General features: G+C 52.9%; 22 protein-coding genes. 3 read left to right on the top strand and 19 right to left on the bottom strand.

What is annotated here, in order from left to right:
- Positions 1 to 8: 8 nt before the first annotated feature.
- The 10 genes from O1V65_RS16455 to O1V65_RS16410 all read right to left on the bottom strand — a co-directional run bounded on the left by O1V65_RS16455 (position 9) and on the right by O1V65_RS16410 (position 7,202).
- Complete coding sequence (locus tag O1V65_RS16455; protein ID WP_269129889.1) at positions 9 to 995, bottom strand: glutathione S-transferase family protein; 987 nt, start codon at positions 993 to 995, stop codon at positions 9 to 11.
- Positions 996 to 1,169: 174 nt separating this feature from the next.
- Positions 1,170 to 1,562, bottom strand: a complete 393-nt coding sequence (locus tag O1V65_RS16450; protein ID WP_192504349.1) for a DoxX family protein — start codon at positions 1,560 to 1,562, stop codon at positions 1,170 to 1,172.
- Between the two features lie 348 nt (positions 1,563 to 1,910).
- Positions 1,911 to 2,195, bottom strand: a complete 285-nt coding sequence (locus O1V65_RS16445) for a YqjK-like family protein (protein WP_017491682.1) — start codon at positions 2,193 to 2,195, stop codon at positions 1,911 to 1,913.
- Entirely contained in the window at positions 2,192 to 2,599 is a 408-nt protein-coding gene (locus tag O1V65_RS16440; protein ID WP_026110501.1) for a phage holin family protein, read from the bottom strand. The genes O1V65_RS16445 and O1V65_RS16440 overlap by 4 nt, the downstream gene beginning before the upstream one ends.
- Positions 2,600 to 2,601: 2 nt before the next feature.
- Complete coding sequence (locus tag O1V65_RS16435; RefSeq protein ID WP_269129888.1) at positions 2,602 to 2,907, bottom strand: ElaB/YgaM/YqjD family protein; 306 nt, start codon at positions 2,905 to 2,907, stop codon at positions 2,602 to 2,604.
- Positions 2,908 to 3,008: 101 nt separating this feature from the next.
- Positions 3,009 to 3,386 carry a DUF1090 domain-containing protein gene (locus O1V65_RS16430; protein ID WP_026110502.1) on the bottom strand — a complete coding sequence of 126 codons (378 nt, stop codon included), beginning with the start codon at positions 3,384 to 3,386 and terminating at the stop codon, positions 3,009 to 3,011.
- 179 nt (positions 3,387 to 3,565) lie between these two features.
- Positions 3,566 to 3,955 (bottom strand): EnvZ/OmpR regulon moderator MzrA, encoded by a 390-nt coding sequence (mzrA, locus tag O1V65_RS16425; protein WP_017491686.1) that lies wholly within the window; start codon positions 3,953 to 3,955, stop codon positions 3,566 to 3,568.
- A gap of 28 nt (positions 3,956 to 3,983) precedes the next feature.
- Positions 3,984 to 4,664 (bottom strand): DedA family protein, encoded by a 681-nt coding sequence (locus tag O1V65_RS16420; RefSeq protein WP_017491687.1) that lies wholly within the window; start codon positions 4,662 to 4,664, stop codon positions 3,984 to 3,986.
- A 303-nt stretch (positions 4,665 to 4,967) separates the two neighbouring features.
- Entirely contained in the window at positions 4,968 to 5,750 is a 783-nt protein-coding gene (exuR, locus tag O1V65_RS16415; RefSeq protein ID WP_192504350.1) for a transcriptional regulator ExuR, read from the bottom strand.
- Positions 5,751 to 5,909: 159 nt separating this feature from the next.
- Complete coding sequence (locus O1V65_RS16410) at positions 5,910 to 7,202, bottom strand: MFS transporter (RefSeq protein WP_017491689.1); 1,293 nt, start codon at positions 7,200 to 7,202, stop codon at positions 5,910 to 5,912.
- A gap of 425 nt (positions 7,203 to 7,627) precedes the next feature.
- Here O1V65_RS16410 and uxaC point away from each other — a divergent pair, with 425 nt between their 5' ends.
- The 3 genes from uxaC (at position 7,628) to O1V65_RS16395 (ending at position 11,302) form a co-directional block, all read left to right on the top strand.
- Positions 7,628 to 9,040, top strand: a complete 1,413-nt coding sequence (uxaC, locus tag O1V65_RS16405; RefSeq protein WP_017491690.1) for a glucuronate isomerase — start codon at positions 7,628 to 7,630, stop codon at positions 9,038 to 9,040.
- A gap of 80 nt (positions 9,041 to 9,120) precedes the next feature.
- On the top strand, positions 9,121 to 10,611 hold the full coding sequence (locus O1V65_RS16400) for a UxaA family hydrolase (RefSeq protein ID WP_269129887.1): 1,491 nt from the start codon (positions 9,121 to 9,123) through the stop codon (positions 10,609 to 10,611).
- Between the two features lie 127 nt (positions 10,612 to 10,738).
- Positions 10,739 to 11,302 carry a YgjV family protein gene (locus O1V65_RS16395; RefSeq protein WP_017491692.1) on the top strand — a complete coding sequence of 188 codons (564 nt, stop codon included), beginning with the start codon at positions 10,739 to 10,741 and terminating at the stop codon, positions 11,300 to 11,302.
- Between the two features lie 35 nt (positions 11,303 to 11,337).
- Here O1V65_RS16395 and O1V65_RS16390 read toward each other — a convergent pair whose 3' ends face one another.
- From O1V65_RS16390 to argF, 9 genes are all read right to left on the bottom strand, one after another.
- The gene (locus tag O1V65_RS16390) at positions 11,338 to 12,069 is read right to left on the bottom strand and encodes a proteasome-type protease (RefSeq protein ID WP_017491693.1); all 732 of its coding nucleotides are present in this window, start codon (positions 12,067 to 12,069) and stop codon (positions 11,338 to 11,340) included.
- 68 nt (positions 12,070 to 12,137) lie between these two features.
- Positions 12,138 to 12,932 carry a transglutaminase family protein gene (locus O1V65_RS16385; RefSeq protein ID WP_017491694.1) on the bottom strand — a complete coding sequence of 265 codons (795 nt, stop codon included), beginning with the start codon at positions 12,930 to 12,932 and terminating at the stop codon, positions 12,138 to 12,140.
- Positions 12,929 to 13,855, bottom strand: a complete 927-nt coding sequence (locus O1V65_RS16380; protein WP_017491695.1) for an alpha-E domain-containing protein — start codon at positions 13,853 to 13,855, stop codon at positions 12,929 to 12,931. Before O1V65_RS16380 ends, O1V65_RS16385 begins: the two co-directional genes overlap by 4 nt.
- Positions 13,849 to 15,285: a circularly permuted type 2 ATP-grasp protein gene (locus O1V65_RS16375; protein WP_017491696.1), complete on the bottom strand. Its 1,437-nt coding sequence runs from the start codon at positions 15,283 to 15,285 to the stop codon at positions 13,849 to 13,851. The genes O1V65_RS16380 and O1V65_RS16375 overlap by 7 nt, the downstream gene beginning before the upstream one ends.
- A 333-nt stretch (positions 15,286 to 15,618) precedes the next feature.
- The gene (gene ridA / locus O1V65_RS16370) at positions 15,619 to 16,005 is read right to left on the bottom strand and encodes a 2-iminobutanoate/2-iminopropanoate deaminase (RefSeq protein ID WP_017491697.1); all 387 of its coding nucleotides are present in this window, start codon (positions 16,003 to 16,005) and stop codon (positions 15,619 to 15,621) included.
- Between the two features lie 99 nt (positions 16,006 to 16,104).
- A complete protein-coding gene (gene pyrI, locus O1V65_RS16365; RefSeq protein WP_017491698.1) occupies positions 16,105 to 16,569 on the bottom strand; it encodes an aspartate carbamoyltransferase regulatory subunit in 465 nt (154 codons plus the stop codon).
- Positions 16,570 to 16,579: 10 nt separating this feature from the next.
- A complete protein-coding gene (gene pyrB / locus O1V65_RS16360; protein WP_017491699.1) occupies positions 16,580 to 17,515 on the bottom strand; it encodes an aspartate carbamoyltransferase in 936 nt (311 codons plus the stop codon).
- Between the two features lie 226 nt (positions 17,516 to 17,741).
- The gene (locus O1V65_RS16355) at positions 17,742 to 19,562 is read right to left on the bottom strand and encodes an alpha-amylase family glycosyl hydrolase (RefSeq protein ID WP_084911792.1); all 1,821 of its coding nucleotides are present in this window, start codon (positions 19,560 to 19,562) and stop codon (positions 17,742 to 17,744) included.
- A gap of 174 nt (positions 19,563 to 19,736) precedes the next feature.
- Positions 19,737 to 20,744, bottom strand: coding sequence for an ornithine carbamoyltransferase (gene argF, locus O1V65_RS16350; RefSeq protein ID WP_017491701.1), 1,008 nt, complete (start codon positions 20,742 to 20,744; stop codon positions 19,737 to 19,739).
- Positions 20,745 to 20,892: the final 148 nt, after the last annotated feature.

Here is a 20,892-nt window from a genome sequence, read left to right as displayed (position 1 = left end):
GAAACGGGTTAACCAAACCGCACATCGCGCCCGTGGGCTGCGTCTAAATCCTGCGCCGGTCCCGTAGAAATAATGCCGTAGGGGTTAATCGTTGCGTGGCTGCGGTAGTAGTGATTGCGGATGTGCGCGAAGTCCACCGTCTCGGCAATGCCCTGCATCTGATAGATATCACGCAGGAATCCGTACAGGTTCGGGTAGTCGCTGATACGGTATCTGTCGCACTTGAAGTGCGTGACATACACCGGGTCAAAGCGCACCAGCGTGGTCCACAGGCGCAAGTCGGCCTCGGTCAGCTGATTGCCGGTGAGATAACGCTGCTTCTCGAGAAGGGTCTCAGCACGTTCCAGCGCGGCAAATACGCCGTCCACTGCGTCGTCATAGGCCTCCTGACCGGTCGCAAATCCTGCCTTGTAAACGCCATTGTTGATCTGCGGATAGATCCACTCATTGACCTCATCAATCGCCGATCGCAGCGACGGTGGGTAATAATCGCCTGCACGCGCGCCCACAGCATCAAAAGCGCTGTTGAACATACGCATGATATCGGCTGATTCGTTGCTAACGATGGTTTGCAGCTTCTTATCCCACAGGATAGGCACCGTGACGCGGCCGGTGTAATCGTTTTGCGCGCGCAGGTAAATCTCGTAGGCATAGTTGAGGTGGTAGAGCGAGTCGCCTGTCGCTGCCGGGAAATCGGTGGCAAAGGTCCAACCGTTTTCGAGCATTAAAGGATGTACCACCGAAACAGGAATGAGATGTTCGAGGCCTTTCAGCGAACGCATGATAAGCGTGCGATGTGCCCAGGGGCAAGCCAGCGAGACATAGAGATGATAACGGTCTTTTTCGGCAGTAAATCCTCCCACGCCGTGTGGGCCAGGTTCGCCGTCAGGCGTTATCCAGTGACGAAACTGCGACGTCGAGCGTTTAAAGTGCCCGCCGGTTGATTTGGTATCGTACCAGACGTCCTGCCATTTACCTTCGACCAGTTGTCCCATGGTGACTCTCCTCTTGGTCCCGAAGCCGTCGGGCTATCACTTTGATAAAAAGCGAAAATAAAATCTAATAAAGGCGAGGTGAAAATTCACCTCGCCCGAGATAATGCCTGCCGATGATTCACTGACTCAAGTATAGCCTGTCATTTTCTTCACCGGCTTTAGGCCGTGCGGAGCTTACCAGTTCTTTTTCAGCAGGCGGTCAATGCTGTAAGCGCCTGGACCTGAAGCAAACAGCACCAGGAAGCCGCCTGCGATGCTCAGGTTTTTCATGAACATCATCTGATTAACAGGAACCGAGAAGTCCACGTGGAACAGCAGCGCCGTCAGAATCGTGAAGATAGCCGTAATAAGCGCGGTGGTACGGGTAAAGAAGCCAAACAGAATCGCCAGACCCCCCCCAAACTCGAGCAGGATGGTCAGCGGCAGGAAGAAGCTCGGCACGCCTGCTGAAGCCATGTAGGCCGCAGTGGCAGAGTAAGCGTGCATTTTTCCCCAGCCTGCAACGATAAACAGGATTGGCATCAGGATACGGGTGACCACCAGTGAAGCGTTTTGTACTTTGTTCATTATCATTGACTCCGATTAACACCAAAAAATTTGGCTTTAATATTAGGTTTTTTTTAAGGCTCAACCGGTTTGTATCCCTTGTTCAGCCTTGTCTGTGTTGATGGAGTTGATAATAAGGGGGAATAATTCACTTTGTTAGCAAGTAAAACTGTCTTTAGTCATCAAATAAACTGAATTAGTTTGCTAATGATTTTTGGCGGGCATAAAGCGGCACAGGTAAATATTTAATAACTAAATGAAATAGTTTCGGGCAGTTAGCCCGTTGGCCAATCTGCCCAGAGAAGAAATTGCGTTTTGTGAGAATAATTGATGATTCGGAAAGAGATGAGGTGAAAAAGAGCGTAGGAATCAGTTTTTGGAGAAGGTTTTTTGGAACAGACGCACCGTTCCCCATAGGCTAAAGGCTCTTTTTGACCAGCGGATAAGGCGACTAGGGTGTCGGATACTGTAAATGGCCAACGCGCTAGAAGCGACGACCAGATACTTACGCGCATCGACAACTTTCACCCAAACTTGATCGAGCTTGGTGGTTGCTATCAGCCATTCTTCTTTGGCGACCGCAAGATCGGCGCGTTCGCGCTCGATCTTGCGTAGCAATCTGGCTTTTTCGATTACCGGCGAGGGTTTGCTCATTCGAGGTCTTCCTTCTCCAGTAAGGCACGGTCAATCTTGAGCTGTCTGCGAGACGCGCTGAGCAAGGTTGAACGGCGAGCTTTACTGATAGTCCAAATGCCCAGAATAATCGCCAGCAGCAGCAGGACTGCCGTGGTGGTGCCCATTGCCATGAGTCGATAGGCCGGATCAATCGCCCAGAATAAAACAACCAGCAGGCTCATCAAGCCAAATGCGGTGAAAATCAGGGTAATGCAGGCCATTAGCAGCAGCTGAAAAAGATTGGCTTTCTCTTCCTCAAGTTCTACAACGACCAGCCTCAATCGCGTTTCAACCATCCCGACTAAAATCGTCACGATGCGCTGAGCGCTGTCGAGTATGCCCCTTCCCGGACCCTGTGGTGGCGTTTTTGGAGTCTCAGCCATAATTAACGGCGAGCTATAAGAACGCCAATGACAAGGCCGACTGCTGCGCCAATGCCAATGCCGGTCCACGGTTTGTCGTGAACGTAATCGTCAGCTTTGCCTGCAATCTCTTTCGTTTGACTGGAAAGTTTTTCGCCGGTATCACCCAGACGTGAACGTGTATCTTTCAGTAAGCCTTCTGCTTTGCTGCGCAGTTTGTCTAGCTCGGCTTTTGGCTTATCTGTAGAGCTTTGGAGCACTTCTTCAAGCGTATCTGCCAATGATTTCAGTTCAGCACGCAGATTGTCGGACGTTGAGTTACTAGCCATAATTCGTCACTCCATAACTTTATGATAAGAATATTAAACATAGCGGATTTTAACGGCAGTGCAAATGCGATTTCTCTGGGTAATCGGTTAATATAGAACGATTAACGTGTCGAAACCTCATTGAGTTCGTGCAGAGATTCATCTAGCTTCTTCTGCTGTTTAGCAATTTTGTCTTTGTCGCCAGTGGCCTGCGCTTTTTTCAACTCTCGCGTTCTTTCGTTAACTTTTTCCTGTTTTTCGGCGATTTTTTGTTGTTTATCTGCCTGCAAACCGGATTCCGTGCAGTGCTCCTGGCTTTCAGTCAACGCTTTTTGCAACCCCGCGATCTGCTCTTTGTTGTTGTGCTGATGGGCGTATTCCAGCTGCTGTTTTATTTCTTGCTGTTTAGTCGCACAGGTTTGTGGGGGCGTTGACGCATAGGCTGAAGTGGCCAGCGCGATCGCCGGTAAGGCCAAAAGCGTCGCTAAAGTGGTTTTCATCATGTCTTATCCTTATTAGTAAAAATCCTTGCAGGCCAGAGGCAGTCGTTTTGGTAACGCCCATACGCCGGGCCGAACGGTAAAAACGATTTTGTAAGGTAACTATAGTGAGGGGGAGGCGAATTGGCTATTAAGCGAACTCTTAAACAGAAAGAAGTGAGAAATTATAGGGAAATTGATTAACCGAAATGGGACTGGTCACGGTTAAATTTATTGGCCCACTCATGGGAAGGTTCATGGCTGTAAGGTTGAATTTTATAGCCAGAGGGCAGAATCGACTTCAGGGTTTCCTGCGCCAAATGCTGCTGTATGGATGAGTGAAGCTTCACAACCAGGCTGCCGTTGGCAGGCGTGATACTTTCGATCTCCACGCCGCGTTGGCTCAGTCCCTGATACAGCGTAAAGCCATCGGGTAAGTCTTCACCGGTATGAGCAGGGCTGATTTTCAGCGCGTCGCTGTTTTCTGGAGTTTTAGGAAACGCAATAACACCGACCGTTGTCAGCATCAGCAGAACCAAAAATGTCAGTGGCCAGAGGATATAGCCTTTTGAGAACGCGAATTTCAACATGCGTAAAATCCTGTCAGGCGCTGCGAGTTCATGCATTTTTGCCTTTAGCCACGCGATTGGCCTTTTTCTTTTTCCATAACACCACCACCGAGCCTAAGAGACCGACGACCAGTAACAGCAGCGGGAGCAGCATCAGGCAGAGCATTAGTTGGTCTTCATACTTCCTAAACAGCGGCGTTTTGCCGATGGCATAGCCAAGACTGGTCAGAATCGCTATCCACAGGAAGGCGCTGATCCAGTTAAAAAACTGAAAACGTGCGTTACTGAGGCCGGATAATCCGGCAATGGTCGGCAACAGTGTGCGAACGAAGGCTAAAAAACGCCCGACCAGCAGCGCCGACAGTCCGTGGCGATGAAACAGCTGATGCGCGCGTTCGTGATACTGTACGGGCAGATGCGCTAGCCACCCCTGCACGACGCGGGAGTTGCCGAGCCATCGGCCCTGAATGTAACTCAACCAGCAGCCCAGACTGGCCGCCGTGGTCAGCAGGACGAGCGTCAGTGGAAAACTCATCGCGCCTTTGGCAATCAGTACGCCAACCAGAATCAGCAGGCTGTCGCCCGGCAGGAAAGCCGCTGGCAGCAGGCCATTCTCAAGGAAAATAATCGTGAACAGCACGATATACAAAGTCCAAACCAGCGAGGGGTTGGCCAATGTCTCGTAATCTTGCTGCCAAAGGGCATGCATGAGTGAGCTGATAATTTCCATGTGGCTAAGAAACTCCGTAATGCACTAAGCCCGGGATCCAAGAATGCCCGCGATTCAAGAATGTTGCTTTCGCCAAAAGGCCGTAAGAAAACTGGTCTAACTGTAACAAAGTATCAATCATCGAAACAGGCAATTCTGGCGAATAGTGGGCTTTGGTTTAACTTTTGAGGGGGTTTTTACACAGGCTGACATTACTGCACGAAGTTTGACAGCCTGAGGGCCGCGAAGTAGACAGCAGGCGGCTTTCAGAAAGCCGCCGCTAACAAAATGGAAAGTGAAATACTTGTTGCGGGAGAGTGCCGTTTAGGCTTTTTTCTGACCGAGTACCGTAGAGTCGAGATGCACAACCGGGTTCTCGGTGTAAAGATAGCGGTCGACGTTGAATTCGAAATCGTCGCTGGTGGCGCGAAACAGCATTTGCTTGGTATTTTCGAGATGTTGCCACATTGCCAGTTTGGCAGCATTGGGATCGCGGCGGATGAGCGCCTTCAGAATAAGGTCGTGATCCTCACACCAGCTTTCAATCGATTTTTCATCAATATGCTCGTGCAGCTTGCGCCAATAGGGGTTGTGCAGACGCTGGCTCCACATCTTCTCAACAATGCTTGCTAACGCACTGTTCTGCGTGGATTGCGCAACCTGAATGTGAAACTGCAGGTCCCATTGTGAATCGCGGAAACGGTCTTCCTGACGCGCCTGCTCCTGAATATCCATCAGGCGTATGATGTCCTGTTTGGTCACCTGCGTTGCCGCGAACTCGGCAATATTGCTTTCGATGAGCTGACGCGCCTGAAGCAGTTCGAACGGGCCCGCCGACGCAAACTCGCCTTCCGAGTCGGTCACCACCAGATTTCGTTGCTGGTTCGACATCACGTGTATGCCTGACCCCTTACGAACCTCAACGTAGCCTTCCACTTCCAGCATGATGATCGCCTCGCGCACTACGGTACGGCTGACGCTCATCTCTTCGGAGATCAGGCGCTCGGCGGGAAGTTTCTCGCCCACGGGATAGACGCCTTTCTCCACGCGGTCTTTTAGCGTGGCAGCAAGCTGTTGGTAAAGACGTCTGGATTCGGTCGGTTCCATGGTTAAGGCTCTTTGGTTAGCAAAATAAGAATAAGGAGAGGTTGTGACCACTTGTTATACCAGTATACGAGCAATTGCGTCATCGGGGAAAGGGAATGCCCGTCCTGACGCCATCTCTTCATAGAAGACTCAGGAGATTAAGACGGGCTAAGAAAAAACTCAGGCTTTTGCCGCGTGCATCGGTACGGATACCGGGTTAACGGCGGAGCGATTTTGCAGTACGGTCCAGATGATGATAGCGCCCAGCAGGTCGAAGACCGAGAGGGCGGCGAACAGCGGGCTGAAGCCAATGGTGTCGGCCAGTGCACCGACCACAAGCGCAAACAGCGTACTGGCTGTCCACGCTGCCATGCCGGTCAATCCGTTTGCCGTCGCCACCTCATTGCGGCCAAACACGTCTGAAGAGAGTGTGATAAGCGAGCCTGACAACGACTGGTGGGCAAAGCCGCCGACGCAAAGCAGGGCGATAGCGACGTAGGGACTGGTGAACAAACCGATCAGGCCTGGGCCAATCATCAATACCGCACCCATGGTGACCACCAGTTTGCGGGACACTATCAGGTTAACCTTGAAGTATTTTTGGAACAAAGTTGGCAAATATCCGCCGATAATGCAGCCAAGATCGGCGAACAGCATGGGCAGCCAGGCAAACATCGCAATCTCTTTCAGGTTGAAGCCGTAAACCTTGAACATAAACAGCGGGATCCAGGCATTGAAAGTCCCCCACGCAGGTTCTGCCAGAAAGCGTGGCAGCGCGATGCCCCAGAATTGACGGTTGCGCAGTATTTCCCGGACTGACATCTTTTTCTGATTGGTCGTGTGATGCTGAGTTTCCTGACCGCCGAGAATGTATTCACGCTCTTCTTCACTCAGCTTTTTCTGGTCTTTCGGATGCTTGTAGAACACCAGCCAGCACAGTGCCCAAATCAGGCTCAGTGCGCCGGTGATAATAAACGCCAGCTGCCAGCTGTGCATCACAATCGCCCACACCACCAGCGGTGGCGCAATCATGCCGCCTATGGAAGAGCCGACGTTGAAATAGCCGACGGCTATTGAACGCTCCTTGGCGGGAAACCATTCGCTGCTGGCTTTGAGACCGGCGGGGATCATTGCCGCTTCTGCCATACCTACTGCGCCGCGTGCGATAGCCAGTCCGCCCCAACTGCTGGCCAGCGCCGTGGCGGCGCAGAACAATGCCCACAGAATGGCGAACATCGCGTAGCCGACCTTGGTGCCCATGATGTCCAGCACGTAGCCGGCAACGGGTTGCATGAGGGTGTAGCAGGCGGAGTAGGCGGCGATAATATACGAATACTGTTGTGTGGTGACATGAAGTTGATCTTGTAACGTGGGTGCCGCAACGGCAATAGCGTTGCGTGTCAGATAACCCAGAATGGTACCAACCGTCACGAGCGCGATCATGTACCAGCGTAACCCTTTGATCTTACGCATTCAAATCTCTCCAATAAAAGAAGCAAGCTGTGGATTGCACGTCTGCAGGTCTCGTCGTCAAGGGGACAACCATGCCGCGTGAACCGCTGAACGTTGTGGCAAACGATCACAACTTGATCTTCACAGGGCGAAATCAAGATAACTTGTCATACAGATTTAAAATTTGAGTGACATCACAAAATCACTTTTAAAGAGTGTGGATAATAGCGCTCAGAATGATTTATGTGACAAAAATATCAAAATCAGTGATTTATGGGTATTTTTGTGATCTGTTTCGCAATTATCACGCCAGCAAAGGCCATAAATAGCGCTGGACTGTATCTTAAATTGGTGTGATAACTTTGTTTAACGCAGTGATAACTCAGATCGAACTCAGGACTCAATCAGGTCTTTATCAGATCGCAATGGAACAAGAGGAAGCCAACATGTCGCAGTTTTTACCGGAAGATTTCCTGCTGGACACTGAAGTTGCCCGTCGCCTGTATCATGAATACGCCAAAGACCAACCGATATTTGATTACCATTGCCATCTGCCGCCTGAGCAAATCGCGCAGAACTATCGTTTCAAGAATCTGTATGACATCTGGTTGAAGGGCGATCACTATAAATGGCGTGCGATGCGGGCTAACGGCGTGGCGGAATCTCTGTGTACCGGCGACGCAACCGACAGGCAAAAGTTTGACGCCTGGGCTGCTACGGTTCCTCACACCCTGGGTAATCCTCTGTATATCTGGACTCATCTCGAGTTACGTCGTCCTTTTGGTATCACAGGCAAGCTGCTTTCACCGGCGACGGCGGATGAAATCTGGGACAAAACGCAAGAGCAACTGGCGCAGGACAGCTTCTCGGCGCGTGGGATCATGCAGCAGATGAATGTCAAAATGGCGGGCACTACCGACGATCCTGTTGATTCGCTGGAACACCACAAGATCATTGCTGATGACCCCTCTTTTAAAATCAAGGTATTGCCGAGCTGGCGGCCTGATAAAGCCTTTAACATCGATGCTCCTGGATTTAATGACTATCTGCAGCGCCTGTCGCAGGTTTCTGATACCGAAATTTCCCGTTTTAGCACCCTGTGTGACGCCTTGAAAAAACGCCTGGATCACTTTGCGGCGCACGGTTGTAAGGTGTCGGATCACGCGCTTGACGTGGTGGTGTATGCCGAAGCCGATGAGACAACGCTGGACGGGATTCTGACGCGTCGCCTGAGCGGCAAGCTGCCGACTCAACAAGAAAGTGCGCAATTCAAGACCGCTGTGCTGCTGTTCCTGGGTTCTGAATATCACCGCCGTGAATGGGCGCAGCAGTACCACATCGGGGCGCTGCGCAATAACAACACCAAAATGCTCGAAGTTCTGGGTCCTGACGTTGGTTTTGATTCCATCAATGATAGGCCACTGGCCGAGCCACTGTCCCGCTTGCTGGGCGCACAGGGCAAAAACGGTGGCCTACCGAAGACCATTCTTTATGGGCTTAACCCGCGCGACAACGAGGTTCTTGCCACTATGGCCGGCAACTTCCAGGGCGAGGGCGTACGCGGCAAGATGCAGTATGGCTCCGCCTGGTGGTTTAACGATCAAAAGGACGGCATGCAGCGTCAGATGTTGCAACTGGCGAACATGGGTCTACTGAGCCGCTTCGTCGGTATGCTGACCGACAGCCGCAGCTTCCTGTCCTATACGCGTCATGAATATTTCCGTCGCATCCTGTGCCAGATGATCGGTCGCTGGGTTGCAGAGGGGGAAGCGCCGAACGACATCAACCTACTGGGCGAAATGGTCAAAAATATCTGTTTCGACAATGCCAAAGAGTATTTCGGCATCGAACTGAATTAGTCCCGCACGTCGGTACTGAATATCGAGAGAACATCGTGGAATGCGCGCAGCAGCTACGGCAGAGGGTTAAGAGGTTGTCTATGAAAAGTACGATTCAAATTCATTCCACAGATAATGTTGCCGTTGCGCTGCGTGATTTGGCCGAGGGGGAACAGATTGAGGTCGCCGGTCAGGCGATTCAGCTGGTTCAGCCGGTAGTGCGTGGCCACAAATTCGCTCTTCGGGTCATCGACAGCGGAGAGAACATCATCAAGTACGGTTTGCCGATTGGCCATGCGCTTAGCGTAATAGCCGCCGGGGAGCATATTCATTCTCAGAATGCCAAGACGAATCTCAATAGCCTGGATGAATATCAGTACCAGCCTGCCTTCAATCAGATTCCCGGGCAAAAGGCTGACAGAGAGGTCTCAATCTATCGCCGAGATAATGGCTTGGTCGGTATTCGCAACGAGCTATGGATAGTGCCAACGGTGGGTTGTGTAAACGGCATCGCCCGTATGATCCAGCAACGTTTCCTTAAGGAAACCGCGCAGGCGGAAGGGATCGATGGCGTACATCTTTTCACTCACCCGTTCGGCTGCTCACAGTTGGGACAAGATCATGAAAATACGCGCGTTATGTTGCAAAACATGGTCCGTCATCCTAACGCCGGTGCGGTGCTGGTGATTGGTCTGGGCTGTGAAAACAATCAGGTTGACGTGTTCCGTGAGACCCTCGGTGAGGTCGACGAACAGCGCGTACGCTTTATGGTGTGTCAGAAATTTGATGATGAAGTCGAGGCGGGCGTTGAACGTCTGCACGAACTCTATCAGGCGATGCTGGTCGATAAACGCACGCTGGGGAAACTCAGCGAGCTGAAGTTCGGGCTGGAATGCGGCGGATCAGACGGGCTGTCTGGGATCACTGCGAATCCGCTGCTCGGTCGTTTCTCCGACTACGTGATAGCTAACGGGGGGACTTCAGTATTAACCGAAGTGCCAGAGATGTTTGGTGCCGAGCGCATTTTGATGAGCCGCTGCCGTGATGAGGCGACTTTTGAGAAGACCGTCAGCATGGTCAACGACTTTAAAAAGTACTTCATTGCTCATCAGCAGCCGATTTACGAGAACCCGTCGCCGGGCAACAAGGCGGGGGGAATAACGACGCTTGAAGAGAAATCGCTGGGCTGTACGCAAAAGGCCGGTCAGAGTCAGGTGGTGGACGTGCTGAAATACGGCGAACGTCTTCGCCAGCCTGGGCTGAATCTGCTTAGCGCACCGGGTAACGACGCGGTCGCGACCAGCGCACTGGCCGGAGCAGGTTGCCATATGGTGTTGTTCAGCACCGGTCGTGGTACGCCTTATGGCGGCTTTGTGCCGACCATCAAACTGGCGACCAACAGCGAGCTGGCCAACAAGAAACCGCACTGGATTGATTTCGATGCGGGCCGTTTGATCCACGATACGCCGATGGATCAGTTGCTCGACGAATTCGTCTCGTTGATCGTAGAGATAGCCAACGGCAAACAGAGTAAAAATGAGCTCAATGATTTTCGCGAATTAGCCATTTTTAAAAGCGGGGTCACATTGTAACAATTGTTAAATAAGGCTAGCATAATGCGGCGTTTTGTTAAAAAACGCCGCAGCTTTCTGCCTGTCGTCCCCCGCAATCGGTACACAAACAGAAGGTTTTTTCCGGGTATCACGGGGACGTCGCACTATGTCGCTTTACTGGTTCGCTCAAGGTGTTGGTTTACTCGCTTTTTGCGTGGGTATTACCATGTTTTTCAACCGTAGCGATCGCCGTTTTAAACAACAGCTTTCCGCCTACAGCGCCATTATCGGCGTGCATTTTATCCTGATGGGGGCCAATGCCGCAGGCAGCACCGCGCTGCTCAACGCCGTCCGCACTCAGCTAGCGCTACGCACCCGCAGTCAGTGGGTGATGCTGGTCTTCATCTCGCTCACGCTTATCTTCGGCCTCGGCAAGGCCAAACACCTGATGGAGCTGCTGCCGGTTATCGGCACGGTGGTGAGTACCTGGGCGCTGTTTCGCACCAGCGGCATGAAAACGCGCTGTATCATGTGGTGCTCAACCTGCGGCTGGGTGGCGCATAACGTCTGGCTGGGATCGATTGGCGGTACGCTGATCGAGGGCAGTTTCCTGATAATGAACGGTTTTAATATCGTACGTTTCTATCGGATGCAGCGGCGCGGCATCGATCCTTTCGCGGTCGAGACCCAGCTGGAGAAGAAAGAAGAGGCACAGGCCGAAGCAGCCTGAAAAAACGGCCCTCAGCATGAAGGCCGTGCAACACGTCAGTTATCGAGCTTTAGCGGCGGCAGCTGGGCAAAAATGCTCAGCAATCCTTCGCCCCAGCCTTTGCGGATCATGGCGAAATAGGGATGATCCTCGGTGATACGGTATTGCTGCGCGGTGCTGAAACTGTCCTTAGGATAGATCATCACGTCGAGCGGCAGACCGACCGAGAGGTTGCTGCGCAGCGTCGAATCCATCGAAATCAGGGCGCACTGCATCGCTTGATCCAGCGCCGTATCGTAGCTCAGCACGCGATCGATAATCGGCTTGCCGTATTTGCTTTCACCCACCTGAAAATACGGCGTATCGTGCGTGGCCTCAATAAAATTGCCCTGTGGATAGACGTGGAACAGGCGCAGACCTTCGTCCTTGATTTGCCCCCCGAGCAGCAAATTACAGCTAAAGTCGGTCATTCCCCCCTGATTGGCACCGCTGTCGCGAGCTATCACTTCCCGCACCGTTTCTCCCAGCAGGCTCGCGGCGTCGTACATTGACTCCACGTTAAGCATATTGGGCATCTGCGGATCCAGACAGCGACGATGCAACAGGCTGAGAATGCTCTGTGTGGTCGCCAGATTGCCGGCACTCTGAATCACCATCACGCGTTCATCGCTCTGATGAAAGACGTGCAGTTTGCGGAAAGTGGAAATATGGTCCACCCCAGCATTGGTTCGCGAGTCCGAAACAAAAACCAGGCCAGAGGACAATCGCATGGCCACACAGTAAGTCATACCAGTTACCTATATTCAGTCAGGGTTGTGATGGATCAACGGCTATTTAGTGAGACTTTGTTCTTAAGTTATTGGGGAACATCGAGTATCTGCACCGCCGCAATAGTGTGCATATCTTCGCAGCCGCCCCCTAACCGAATGCCGCGCACCGGGCAGGCATCAAGATAATCTATACCGATAGCGAGTTTCAAATGTTGATTGGGCTGGCAAGTATTATTGGTCACGTCAAAACTTTGCCAACGCCCGTCGAGCCAGGCCTCTGCCCAGGCGTGGGTCGCCACGTGTTCGCTGTCCTGGCTATAGAGATAGCCGCTGACGTAGCGCGCCGGAATTGCCAGACTGCGACAGCAGGCGAGGAACACGTGGGTATGATCCTGACAGACACCCTGCTGGGCGCTAAACGCCTGCGCGGCGCTGTCTTTCACCGTCGTGGTGCCCGGACTGTAAGGCATCTTGAGCAGCAGTTCACCCATCAGGTTGCACAGGCTTTCATGCTGAGCCTGCGGACGGTAGTAGCGCGAGGCGAAGTCACGAATCGCGCCGTCGGCGTGGGTCAGCGGGCTGGTGCGCAGAAAGACCAGCGGGGAAAGATGGCCGAAGTTATCGTCCTCGGCGTTGTCCTCAATCTCGACCACGCCGTTGGCTTCGATAGTGATCGCCTGATGCGGCTGGTCGAGGGTCAATACGTGCAGCACATTGCCGTAGGCGTCGGTGGTGCGCGTGGCGTATTCAGGCAGGCTAAGCTCCCAAGTCAGGATTTTCTGGTGGCTCGAGTTCTGCGGCGTCAGGCGCAGATACTGGGTGCTGCGTTTGACCTGCTGAGCATAGGTGTAATGCGTCTTATGACTGACGTTAAGTTTCATTGTGCCTCCAGATAGGTATGGTGAATGCTCTCGGCAATCGCATTAGTTTGGCTGAGGAAATCGTTCAACCATTGGCTGAGCCCAATTTCCTGAATTTCGGCGAGCGTTGAGAAGCGCAGTTGGGCATGGAGGGTATGAGCACGACGGCGCGGCAGATTGCCCGCGGTGCCGCCGATGAGTTCGAGCTGTTCGGTGATAACCTCGACGCAGGCCAGCAGCGAGCGCGGCAGTTCGCGGCGCAGGATCAGCAGGTCAGAGATGGTTTCTCTGCTAAGCTGCTGTTTATAAAGGCTATGAAAAGCCTCGCGGGCGCTGACCGCTCGCAGCAGTGTGTCCATCCGATAATATTCACGCACCGGATCCTCGTCGGCGTCGAGCAGCTGGTTTTTCGCTTCGAGCAGGCGTGCGGTACTGTCCGCACGCTCCAGCATGGTACCGAGACGAATAAAATACAGCGCATCGCTGCGCAGCAAGGTGCCAAACATCGCGCCACGAAACAGGTGGGATCGCTCTTTGACCCAGTCAAAGAAGCTGTCCGCACCGGCGGATCCCACGCCCTGACGGCGGATCTGTTTCATCTCGATCCACGAGGCGTTAATGCTTTCCCAGACTTCGGACGACAGGCTGCCGCGCACCGCGTGGGCATTGTTCCAGGCCATCTGCATGCAGCTGAAAATGCTGCTGTGGTTATTACTGTCGAGCGCAAAGAAGTGCAGCAGGTTATTCATGGTGACCTGCTGATAGGTTTCGTTGAACAGCGACTGGGTGCCGGTCAGGAACAGCGGCACCATCAGGTCATGGTTGCTGTCGCGAATCGACATCATCGACAGTTTGTTGGTGACGTCCATCAGGCGAGCAATGTTTTCTGCGCGTTCCAGATAGCGGGCCATCCAATAGAGTTCACTGGCTGTTCTGCTTAGCATGCGTCATCCTCCAAAACCCAGGTATCCTTGGTGCCCCCACCCTGAGACGAATTTACCACCAATGAGCCTTCGGCCAGCGCCACGCGGGTCAGGCCGCCGGGAACCAATCGAATTTCTGCACCGGTAAGCGCAAAGGGACGCAGGTCGATGTGCCGCGGTGCCAGTCCTTCCTCCACGAAGGTCGGGCAGGTCGAGAGTGCCAGCGTATTCTGGGCAATATAGTTGTCCGGTCTGGCCTTGAGCAGCTCACGAAAGGTGGCGATTTCCGCCTGCGTGGCTTTCGGGCCGATCAGCATGCCGTATCCGCCAGCGCCGTGAACCTCTTTAACCACCATGTGTTCCAGATTGGCCAGCACGTAGGAGAGATCTTTTTCTTTACGACACTGCCAGGTTGGCACGTTGTTGAGGATAGGATCCTCAGACAGATAGAAGCGGATCATCTCCGGGACATAAGGATAGATAGACTTGTCGTCGGCGACACCGGTACCGATGGCATTGGCCAGCACCACGCCACCGGCGCGATACACCGACAATAGTCCCGGCACGCCGAGCATCGAGTCGGCGCGGAAGGCCAGAGGATCCAGGAATGCGTCATCGAGGCGGCGATAGATAACGTCAACCTTGCAAGGACCAGCGGTGGTACGCATAAACACGGCACCTTCCTTGACGAACAGATCCACGCTTTCAACCAGCTCGACGCCCATTTGCTGCGCCAGGAAGCTGTGTTCAAAATAGGCGCTGTTGAAACGGCCCGGCGTCAGCACCACGACGGTCGGATCGTTCACCGGCGTGCTTTCACGCAGCGTTTGCAGCAGGTGAGAAGGATAACGGGAAACCGGCGCGATCCGCTGTTCGCTAAACAATTCAGGATAAAGCCGCATCATCATTTTGCGGTTTTCCATCATGTAAGAGACGCCGGACGGGGTGCGCAGGTTGTCTTCGAGCACGTAATACTCGCCGTCACCGCCGCGAACCATGTCAGTTCCTGCAATGTGCGCGTAAGTATTCCGATGTAAATCAACACCCTGCATGCATGGCTGATACTGCTCGTTGGCCAATACCTGTTCGGCAGGCACCAGACCCGCCTTGAGGATCTTCTGGTCGTGGTAGATATCATGCAGGAAGCAGTTCAACGCCTGCACCCGCTGGCGAATGCCTCGGTCGAGCATTTGCCACTCTTTGGCCGGAATAATGCGCGGCACGCTGTCAAAAGGGATCAGGCGTTCTGCGCCGTCATCGTCCCCGTACACGTTAAAGGTAATCCCCACCCGGTGAAACAACAGCGCGGCTTCCTCTTTCTTGCGCTGCACGGCCTGTTGGTCGGCCTGCTGTAACCATTGCCAGTAGGCTTTGTAATGACTGCGGTGTTGCCCTTCAGCCATTAACATCTCATCAAAAAAGGGTGAATCGGAAAGGTCAATATTGATCATCATCACCTCACTGACATTACAGGCTAGGGTTGGTGCACAACTTCCATTTTGGTCAGGCCCTAATCACTGATGGGCCAAAACATTAACGCGGCAAGAATTAATACGCATAAAGTGTGCCAGCGTGCAAAAGCGGCCGAAAATCGTTGAAAAGGAGGGAGTATCGCGCTTTTTTAGTGCGCATCACGGCGCGTTTTAGCTAAAAATGAGCAAAAAAAGTGCACCATTTTTAAGTATGGTCGTTGATGAAGCATTCACAAGTGAATGAAAGAGGAGGGCGAGGACAAAAACAAAAAAGGCCAGCGCGGAGGCTGACCTTTTTAGAAGCAATGAGGCTTAGCGACGAATCGCGATCGCTTCAATCTCGATGTTCACGTCTTTTGGCAGACGCGCAACTTCAACGCAAGAGCGAGCAGGGAAAGGCGCGTTATGTTCGGTGAAGAACGCTTCGTAGGTGGCGTTGACGGTCGCAAAATCGTTAAGATCTTTCACGAAAACGGTAGTTTTCACGATATCGGCCACTTTCAGGCCTGCGGCTTCAACGATAGCCTGCACGTTTTCCAGTGACTGGCGTGCCTGAGACGCGATGTCTTCCGCCACGTTGCCGGTTTTAGGATCGACAGGAATCTGGCCGGAAGTGATGATCATGCTGCCGAGATCGACGCCCTGAACATAAGGACCGATAGCTGCAGGGGCATTTTCTGTACTGATTTCGCGAGACATATGAGTTCCTTGTTGAATTAAAAAGCCGAGTCGTGATGAAAAATCATCAGGACAGTATAAGGAGCGGGGAACAATAAATCATCCCCGATTCTTCGCGGCCTATTCGTTATTCAGGACCACCTGATGCTCGAACTCTTTCTCGCAGTACTTGCACTGCAAATGCACTTCATTGTGACGATTCTTCACCGAAAAACTCGACGCGACCGGCTCGAAGCGACTGATGCAGTTGCCGTTAGGGCAGCGCAGCACGCCTTCGATACGGTCCGGCAGGCTCGGTTGCAGCTTCTTGACTACCACGTAGTCATCGATGCGATTGACCGTCGCGTGCGGCGCGTACACCGCCAGCTGATTGACCTGTGACTCGGTCAAAAAGGTGTTCTCAATTTTGATGATGTCTTTGCGGCCAAGCTCGTTGGACGGCAGATTCAGCCCGATGGTAATACGCTGGTCTGTCTCGGTCAGTTTGAACAGAGACAGCAGCTTGAAACCTATCTGCGCCGGAATATGGTCGATTACGGTGCCACACTTGATGGCTTCTACCTGGAGTTTGTTGTCGTGGGTCATGATGCGCTCCTTATTCGCCTGTCTCTGCGTTGAGTACCAGTGCCAGCAAGGCCTGGCGTGCGTAAATCCCGTTACCGGCCTGCTGGAAGTACCAGGCGTAAGGGGTGCTGTCGACGTCGGTAGTAATTTCATCGATACGCGGCAGCGGGTGCAGTACCTTGAGGTGCGGCTGGGCATCGGCAAGATCGGCAGCGCGCAGGATGAACTGGGCTTTCACGTTGGCGTACTCTGACGGGTCCAGACGCTCTTTCTGTACGCGGGTCATGTACAGAATGTCCAGCTCTGGCACCACCTCGTCGATGCTCTCGTGCAGGCTGTACTCGATGCCTTTCTCTTCCAGCAGGTTGAGGATGTATTCTGGCATCGCCAGTGCGTCCGGCGCGATGAAGTAGAAGCGGTTGCCGTTAAACTTCGCCAGCGCCTGCGCCAGGCTGTGCACCGTACGGCCGTATTTCAGGTCGCCGACCATCGCGATTTTGATATTGTCGAGACGGCCCTGGGTTTCCTGAATGGTAAACAGATCGAGCAGGGTTTGCGTCGGATGCTGGTTGGCACCGTCGCCAGCGTTGAGAATTGGAATACCGTGCGAGAACTCAGTCGCCAGACGCGCCGCGCCCTCCTGCGGGTGACGCATCACAATCGCGTCGACGTAGGTCCCAATCACCGAGATGGTGTCGGCCAGGGTTTCCCCTTTCTTGCCAAGCGAGGTATTGCTGCCGTCGGCAAAGCCGACTACCGATGCGCCGAGGCGATGAATAGAGGTCTCAAACGACAGGCGGGTACGGGTTGAAGCTTCAAAAAAGCAACTGGCAATCACCTTATGTTTCAACAGTTCAGGCTGCGGATTGGCTTTCAGGCTAGCGGCGGTGTCCAGCACTAGCTCCAGCTCTTCGCGGCTGAGATCGTTAATTGAAATAATGTGTTTTTGATACAGCGGATTAGCCATTGTCGCTCTCCTTTACGATGATAGACAAAAAAAAGCCCCTCAATGAGGGGCTTTTTGCGATCGATTAAAAACAGGTAATACCATTGGGAGAGGCAACGGCTGAACGCCGCCGACAGGCACTGGGTTCGGTGAAGCATCGAAGCGCAATGTGGTGTTGATCATGTCATTCTCCCGGCAAATTGTGGCGCATTATACGCGCACATATGCTGCCTGCAAGAGGGTGACTTCACCTTTTTGCTTTCTTTGTTCGGCCGGTGAGCAATCGATTGGCATCAGACCTTTTCAGCGAGATGAAAATCTTTTTACGCCAGCGCCGCAGCCTGCCTAGACGCTCGGGGGCCTTGAGTTTGTGTTCAATCCATACCACCTGCCAAGGCTGGAGGCGCATCTGCCCGCTGAATGGCTCCCCGCTAATCAAGTCTTTGCCCTCAACGGCGAGCTTAAAGGGCTGCGACTGACTGCTGATATTAAAAATGCAGCTGATGCGGTTTTCCGATTTTGGATCGTAACGCTCGAAGGCGAAGAGTTTCTCGCTCAACTCAAAGATTCGCTGACCCGCCTGCGGGGAGAATGCCGGATGGGTGCGGCGTATTTCGATCAATCTTTTCAAGCCGTTGAACACTTCGGATCGTAGCGATCCTTTTTTCTCCAGCTCGGCTTCAACCTCGTCGAGATGCAGCTTCTTACGGTTGATACGGCGACTCAGGCCAGACTGATGCATCCCCTCGAGATCGTTCTCACTGCCGAGCAGGCTGTGAATATAAATCGCCGGAACACCCATAAATGCCAGCAGCAGCGACTGCGCCGCCAGAAATTTTCGCGTCTTGAGCTCGACGCTATCGTCCGCCTCTGTGATGGCGCTGAGATAGTTGATATTCAGCTCATACGGAGAATGCGTGCCGTCGCCGTTGTCTTTATAGGACACGCGGCCCTCCTTGCGCAGCGTTTCCTGGGCGAGATATTTTCGCTCGTCATCATCAAGGAAAGTCTCGGTAGGACGCAGGCCGATGCCGTCGTGGCTGGAAAGGAAGTTGAAATAGGTGGTTTTCGGGTAGTGCGCCTCCGCGTTTAGCCCCTGTGCCCACTGAGTCAGCTTGCGGGTGTCTTCGCGCAGGAAGGCGTGCAGGGTCAGCGGCGGCAGTGCGAACTGGTACACCATGTGCGCCTCGTCGCCTTCACCAAAGTAGCTGATGTTTTCATTATGTGGCACGTTGGTTTCGGTAATGATGCGGGTCCCCGGAATGACCTCATCGAGAATGGTACGCCACAGTTTGATGATGTTATGCGTCTGTGGGCGGTGGATACAGGTGGTGCCCATCTCCTTCCAGATATAGCCGATAGCATCGAGACGGATGGACTGCGCGCCGCTGGCCGCGTACTGCAATATCACGTCGATACTCTCGAGCAGTACCTGCGGATTTTTAAAGTTGATGTCTATCTGGTCTTCACTGAAGGTGGTCCACAGGTAGAGCTCGGTGCCGTCGGCCTTGATAAAAGGTGTCAGCAGTGGCGAAGCGCGCGGACGTACAACGCGGCTGTAGTCGAGCTCTGGGTTGGCTTCGATAAAGTAGTCATGATAGTACGGGTCATCTTTGATGTAGCCTTTCAGCCATTCGCTTGAGCGTGATATGTGGTTGATCACGCAGTCAAACATCATGTTGAAGTTGGCAGAGAGATGATGAATATCACTCCACCCGCCCAGATGTTCATCGATACGGCGATAATCAATCACGCTGAAGCCGTCGTCGGAACTGTAGGGGTACATCGGCAGAATATGAATGTCGGAGATAATATCTTTCAGGTGTTTCTGTGCGAAATGATTCAGCGTAGCGAGCGGCGGTTTATCCGGCTGAGAAATAGTATCGCCATAGGTGATGAGATAGATATTGGTGCCGTCTACCCACTGCGACGACCGGTGTGCACCGTAATTCCATTTCTCACCGAGATGCAGAATTTTTTTAATCAGATCGCCAATGTGTTCTTTGGGATAGACCCTGCTCAGCAAGCTTTCCAGGCGAAGCACGAACTCGGGATTCACAGCACCCATAACAGTTCCCTTTTTTATTCACATGCTAAAAGGTTAGTTGATAAACAGGGTTGCCGAGGGGGAAAGCGGGTTAAAAAGTGCAACATTGCATAAAAAAATGCATAAATAACGCATAGCTGAAAGCCAGCCCGTCGGCACGACCAACGGGCTTACGCGGCATTAAGCAAATCGTGCTTACAGGGTGCCGAGCGTGGCGACCATCACCGCTTTTATGCTGTGCATACGGTTTTCGGCCTGATCGAACACCACGCTATGCGCGGATTCAAACACTTCATCCGAGACTTCCATACCGCCTTTCAGGTCGTACTCTTCGGCCATCTGACGACCGAGCGTCGTTTGACCGTCGTGGAAAGCGGGCAGGCAGTGCAGGAACTTCACGTTAGGGTTGCCGGTCTTGGCAATCATCGCCATGTTAACCTGATAAGGACGCAGCAGGTTGATGCGCTCTTTCCAGGCCTCCTTCGGTTCGCCCATCGACACCCAAACGTCGGTGTAGAGGAAATCTGCCCCCTTGACGCCCGTATCGATGTCTTCGGTCAGAGTGATCGAACCGCCGTTTTGCTCAGCCAGATGTCGGCAACTTTCGACCAGCTCGGCGTCAGGCCAGCAGGCGGAAGGCGCGACGAGACGCAGGTCCAGCCCGCACAGCGCGGCGGCTTCGAGCAGTGAGTTGCCCATATTGTTGCGCGCATCACCGAGATAGGCGAGAGACATTTGCGACAGAGTTTTACCCGGCAGATGCTCTTTCATGGTCAGCAGGTCGGCCAGAAGCTGGGTAGGATGGAACTCATTAGTCAGCCCGTTCCATACCGGCACACCGGCGTGTTCGGCCAATGTTTCAACGATTTCCTGACCGAAACCGCGATACTGGATACCGTCGTACATTCTTCCCAGCACGCGAGCGGTGTCTTTCATCGACTCTTTATGGCCAATCTGGCTGCCGCTTGGGCCGAGGTAAGTAACCTGTGCTCCCTGATCGTATGCGGCAACTTCGAAAGAGCATCGGGTGCGGGTCGAGTCTTTTTCGAAGATGAGCGCAATGTTTTTGCCTTTCAGGTAAGGCTTCTCGCTGCCGTTTTTCTTGGCAGTTTTCAAATCTGCAGAGAGCTTCAGCAGGGTTTCAAGTTCTGAGGGGGTAAAATCCAGCAGCCTAAGAAAATGGCGTTTACTTAACAGACTCATGTGTCTATCTCCGAAACTTATCCAATGAATTAAAATTCAATTTATATGTATGAATATGCAATTACAACCCCCAAGTAAAAACTTTATCGTTTATGTTGGAGGCAAGCCGTCTGCTGTGTGAAAATAGCGTCTAAACGTCATATTGATT

This window comes from Rouxiella badensis (assembly GCF_026967515.2).
In the GTDB taxonomy this organism is placed as follows: domain Bacteria; phylum Pseudomonadota; class Gammaproteobacteria; order Enterobacterales; family Enterobacteriaceae; genus Rouxiella; species Rouxiella badensis.
This window is presented reverse-complemented; position numbering and strand designations above follow the sequence as displayed.

Excerpts from the sequence above, each read along its gene's own strand:
- O1V65_RS16455 (WP_269129889.1), bottom strand. The coding sequence starts at position 995 with ATGGGACAACTGGTCGAAGGTAAATGGCAGGACGTCTGGTACGATACC.
- O1V65_RS16450 (WP_192504349.1), bottom strand. The coding sequence starts at position 1,562 with ATGAACAAAGTACAAAACGCTTCACTGGTGGTCACCCGTATCCTGATG.
- O1V65_RS16445 (WP_017491682.1), bottom strand. The coding sequence starts at position 2,195 with ATGAGCAAACCCTCGCCGGTAATCGAAAAAGCCAGATTGCTACGCAAG.
- O1V65_RS16440 (WP_026110501.1), bottom strand. The coding sequence starts at position 2,599 with ATGGCTGAGACTCCAAAAACGCCACCACAGGGTCCGGGAAGGGGCATA.
- O1V65_RS16435 (WP_269129888.1), bottom strand. The coding sequence starts at position 2,907 with ATGGCTAGTAACTCAACGTCCGACAATCTGCGTGCTGAACTGAAATCA.
- O1V65_RS16430 (WP_026110502.1), bottom strand. The coding sequence starts at position 3,386 with ATGAAAACCACTTTAGCGACGCTTTTGGCCTTACCGGCGATCGCGCTG.
- mzrA (WP_017491686.1), bottom strand. The coding sequence starts at position 3,955 with ATGTTGAAATTCGCGTTCTCAAAAGGCTATATCCTCTGGCCACTGACA.
- O1V65_RS16420 (WP_017491687.1), bottom strand. The coding sequence starts at position 4,664 with ATGGAAATTATCAGCTCACTCATGCATGCCCTTTGGCAGCAAGATTAC.
- exuR (WP_192504350.1), bottom strand. The coding sequence starts at position 5,750 with ATGGAACCGACCGAATCCAGACGTCTTTACCAACAGCTTGCTGCCACG.
- O1V65_RS16410 (WP_017491689.1), bottom strand. The coding sequence starts at position 7,202 with ATGCGTAAGATCAAAGGGTTACGCTGGTACATGATCGCGCTCGTGACG.
- uxaC (WP_017491690.1), top strand. The coding sequence starts at position 7,628 with ATGTCGCAGTTTTTACCGGAAGATTTCCTGCTGGACACTGAAGTTGCC.
- O1V65_RS16400 (WP_269129887.1), top strand. The coding sequence starts at position 9,121 with ATGAAAAGTACGATTCAAATTCATTCCACAGATAATGTTGCCGTTGCG.
- O1V65_RS16395 (WP_017491692.1), top strand. The coding sequence starts at position 10,739 with ATGTCGCTTTACTGGTTCGCTCAAGGTGTTGGTTTACTCGCTTTTTGC.
- O1V65_RS16390 (WP_017491693.1), bottom strand. The coding sequence starts at position 12,069 with ATGACTTACTGTGTGGCCATGCGATTGTCCTCTGGCCTGGTTTTTGTT.
- O1V65_RS16385 (WP_017491694.1), bottom strand. The coding sequence starts at position 12,932 with ATGAAACTTAACGTCAGTCATAAGACGCATTACACCTATGCTCAGCAG.
- O1V65_RS16380 (WP_017491695.1), bottom strand. The coding sequence starts at position 13,855 with ATGCTAAGCAGAACAGCCAGTGAACTCTATTGGATGGCCCGCTATCTG.
- O1V65_RS16375 (WP_017491696.1), bottom strand. The coding sequence starts at position 15,285 with ATGATCAATATTGACCTTTCCGATTCACCCTTTTTTGATGAGATGTTA.
- ridA (WP_017491697.1), bottom strand. The coding sequence starts at position 16,005 with ATGTCTCGCGAAATCAGTACAGAAAATGCCCCTGCAGCTATCGGTCCT.
- pyrI (WP_017491698.1), bottom strand. The coding sequence starts at position 16,569 with ATGACCCACGACAACAAACTCCAGGTAGAAGCCATCAAGTGTGGCACC.
- pyrB (WP_017491699.1), bottom strand. The coding sequence starts at position 17,515 with ATGGCTAATCCGCTGTATCAAAAACACATTATTTCAATTAACGATCTC.
- O1V65_RS16355 (WP_084911792.1), bottom strand. The coding sequence starts at position 19,562 with ATGGGTGCTGTGAATCCCGAGTTCGTGCTTCGCCTGGAAAGCTTGCTG.
- argF (WP_017491701.1), bottom strand. The coding sequence starts at position 20,744 with ATGAGTCTGTTAAGTAAACGCCATTTTCTTAGGCTGCTGGATTTTACC.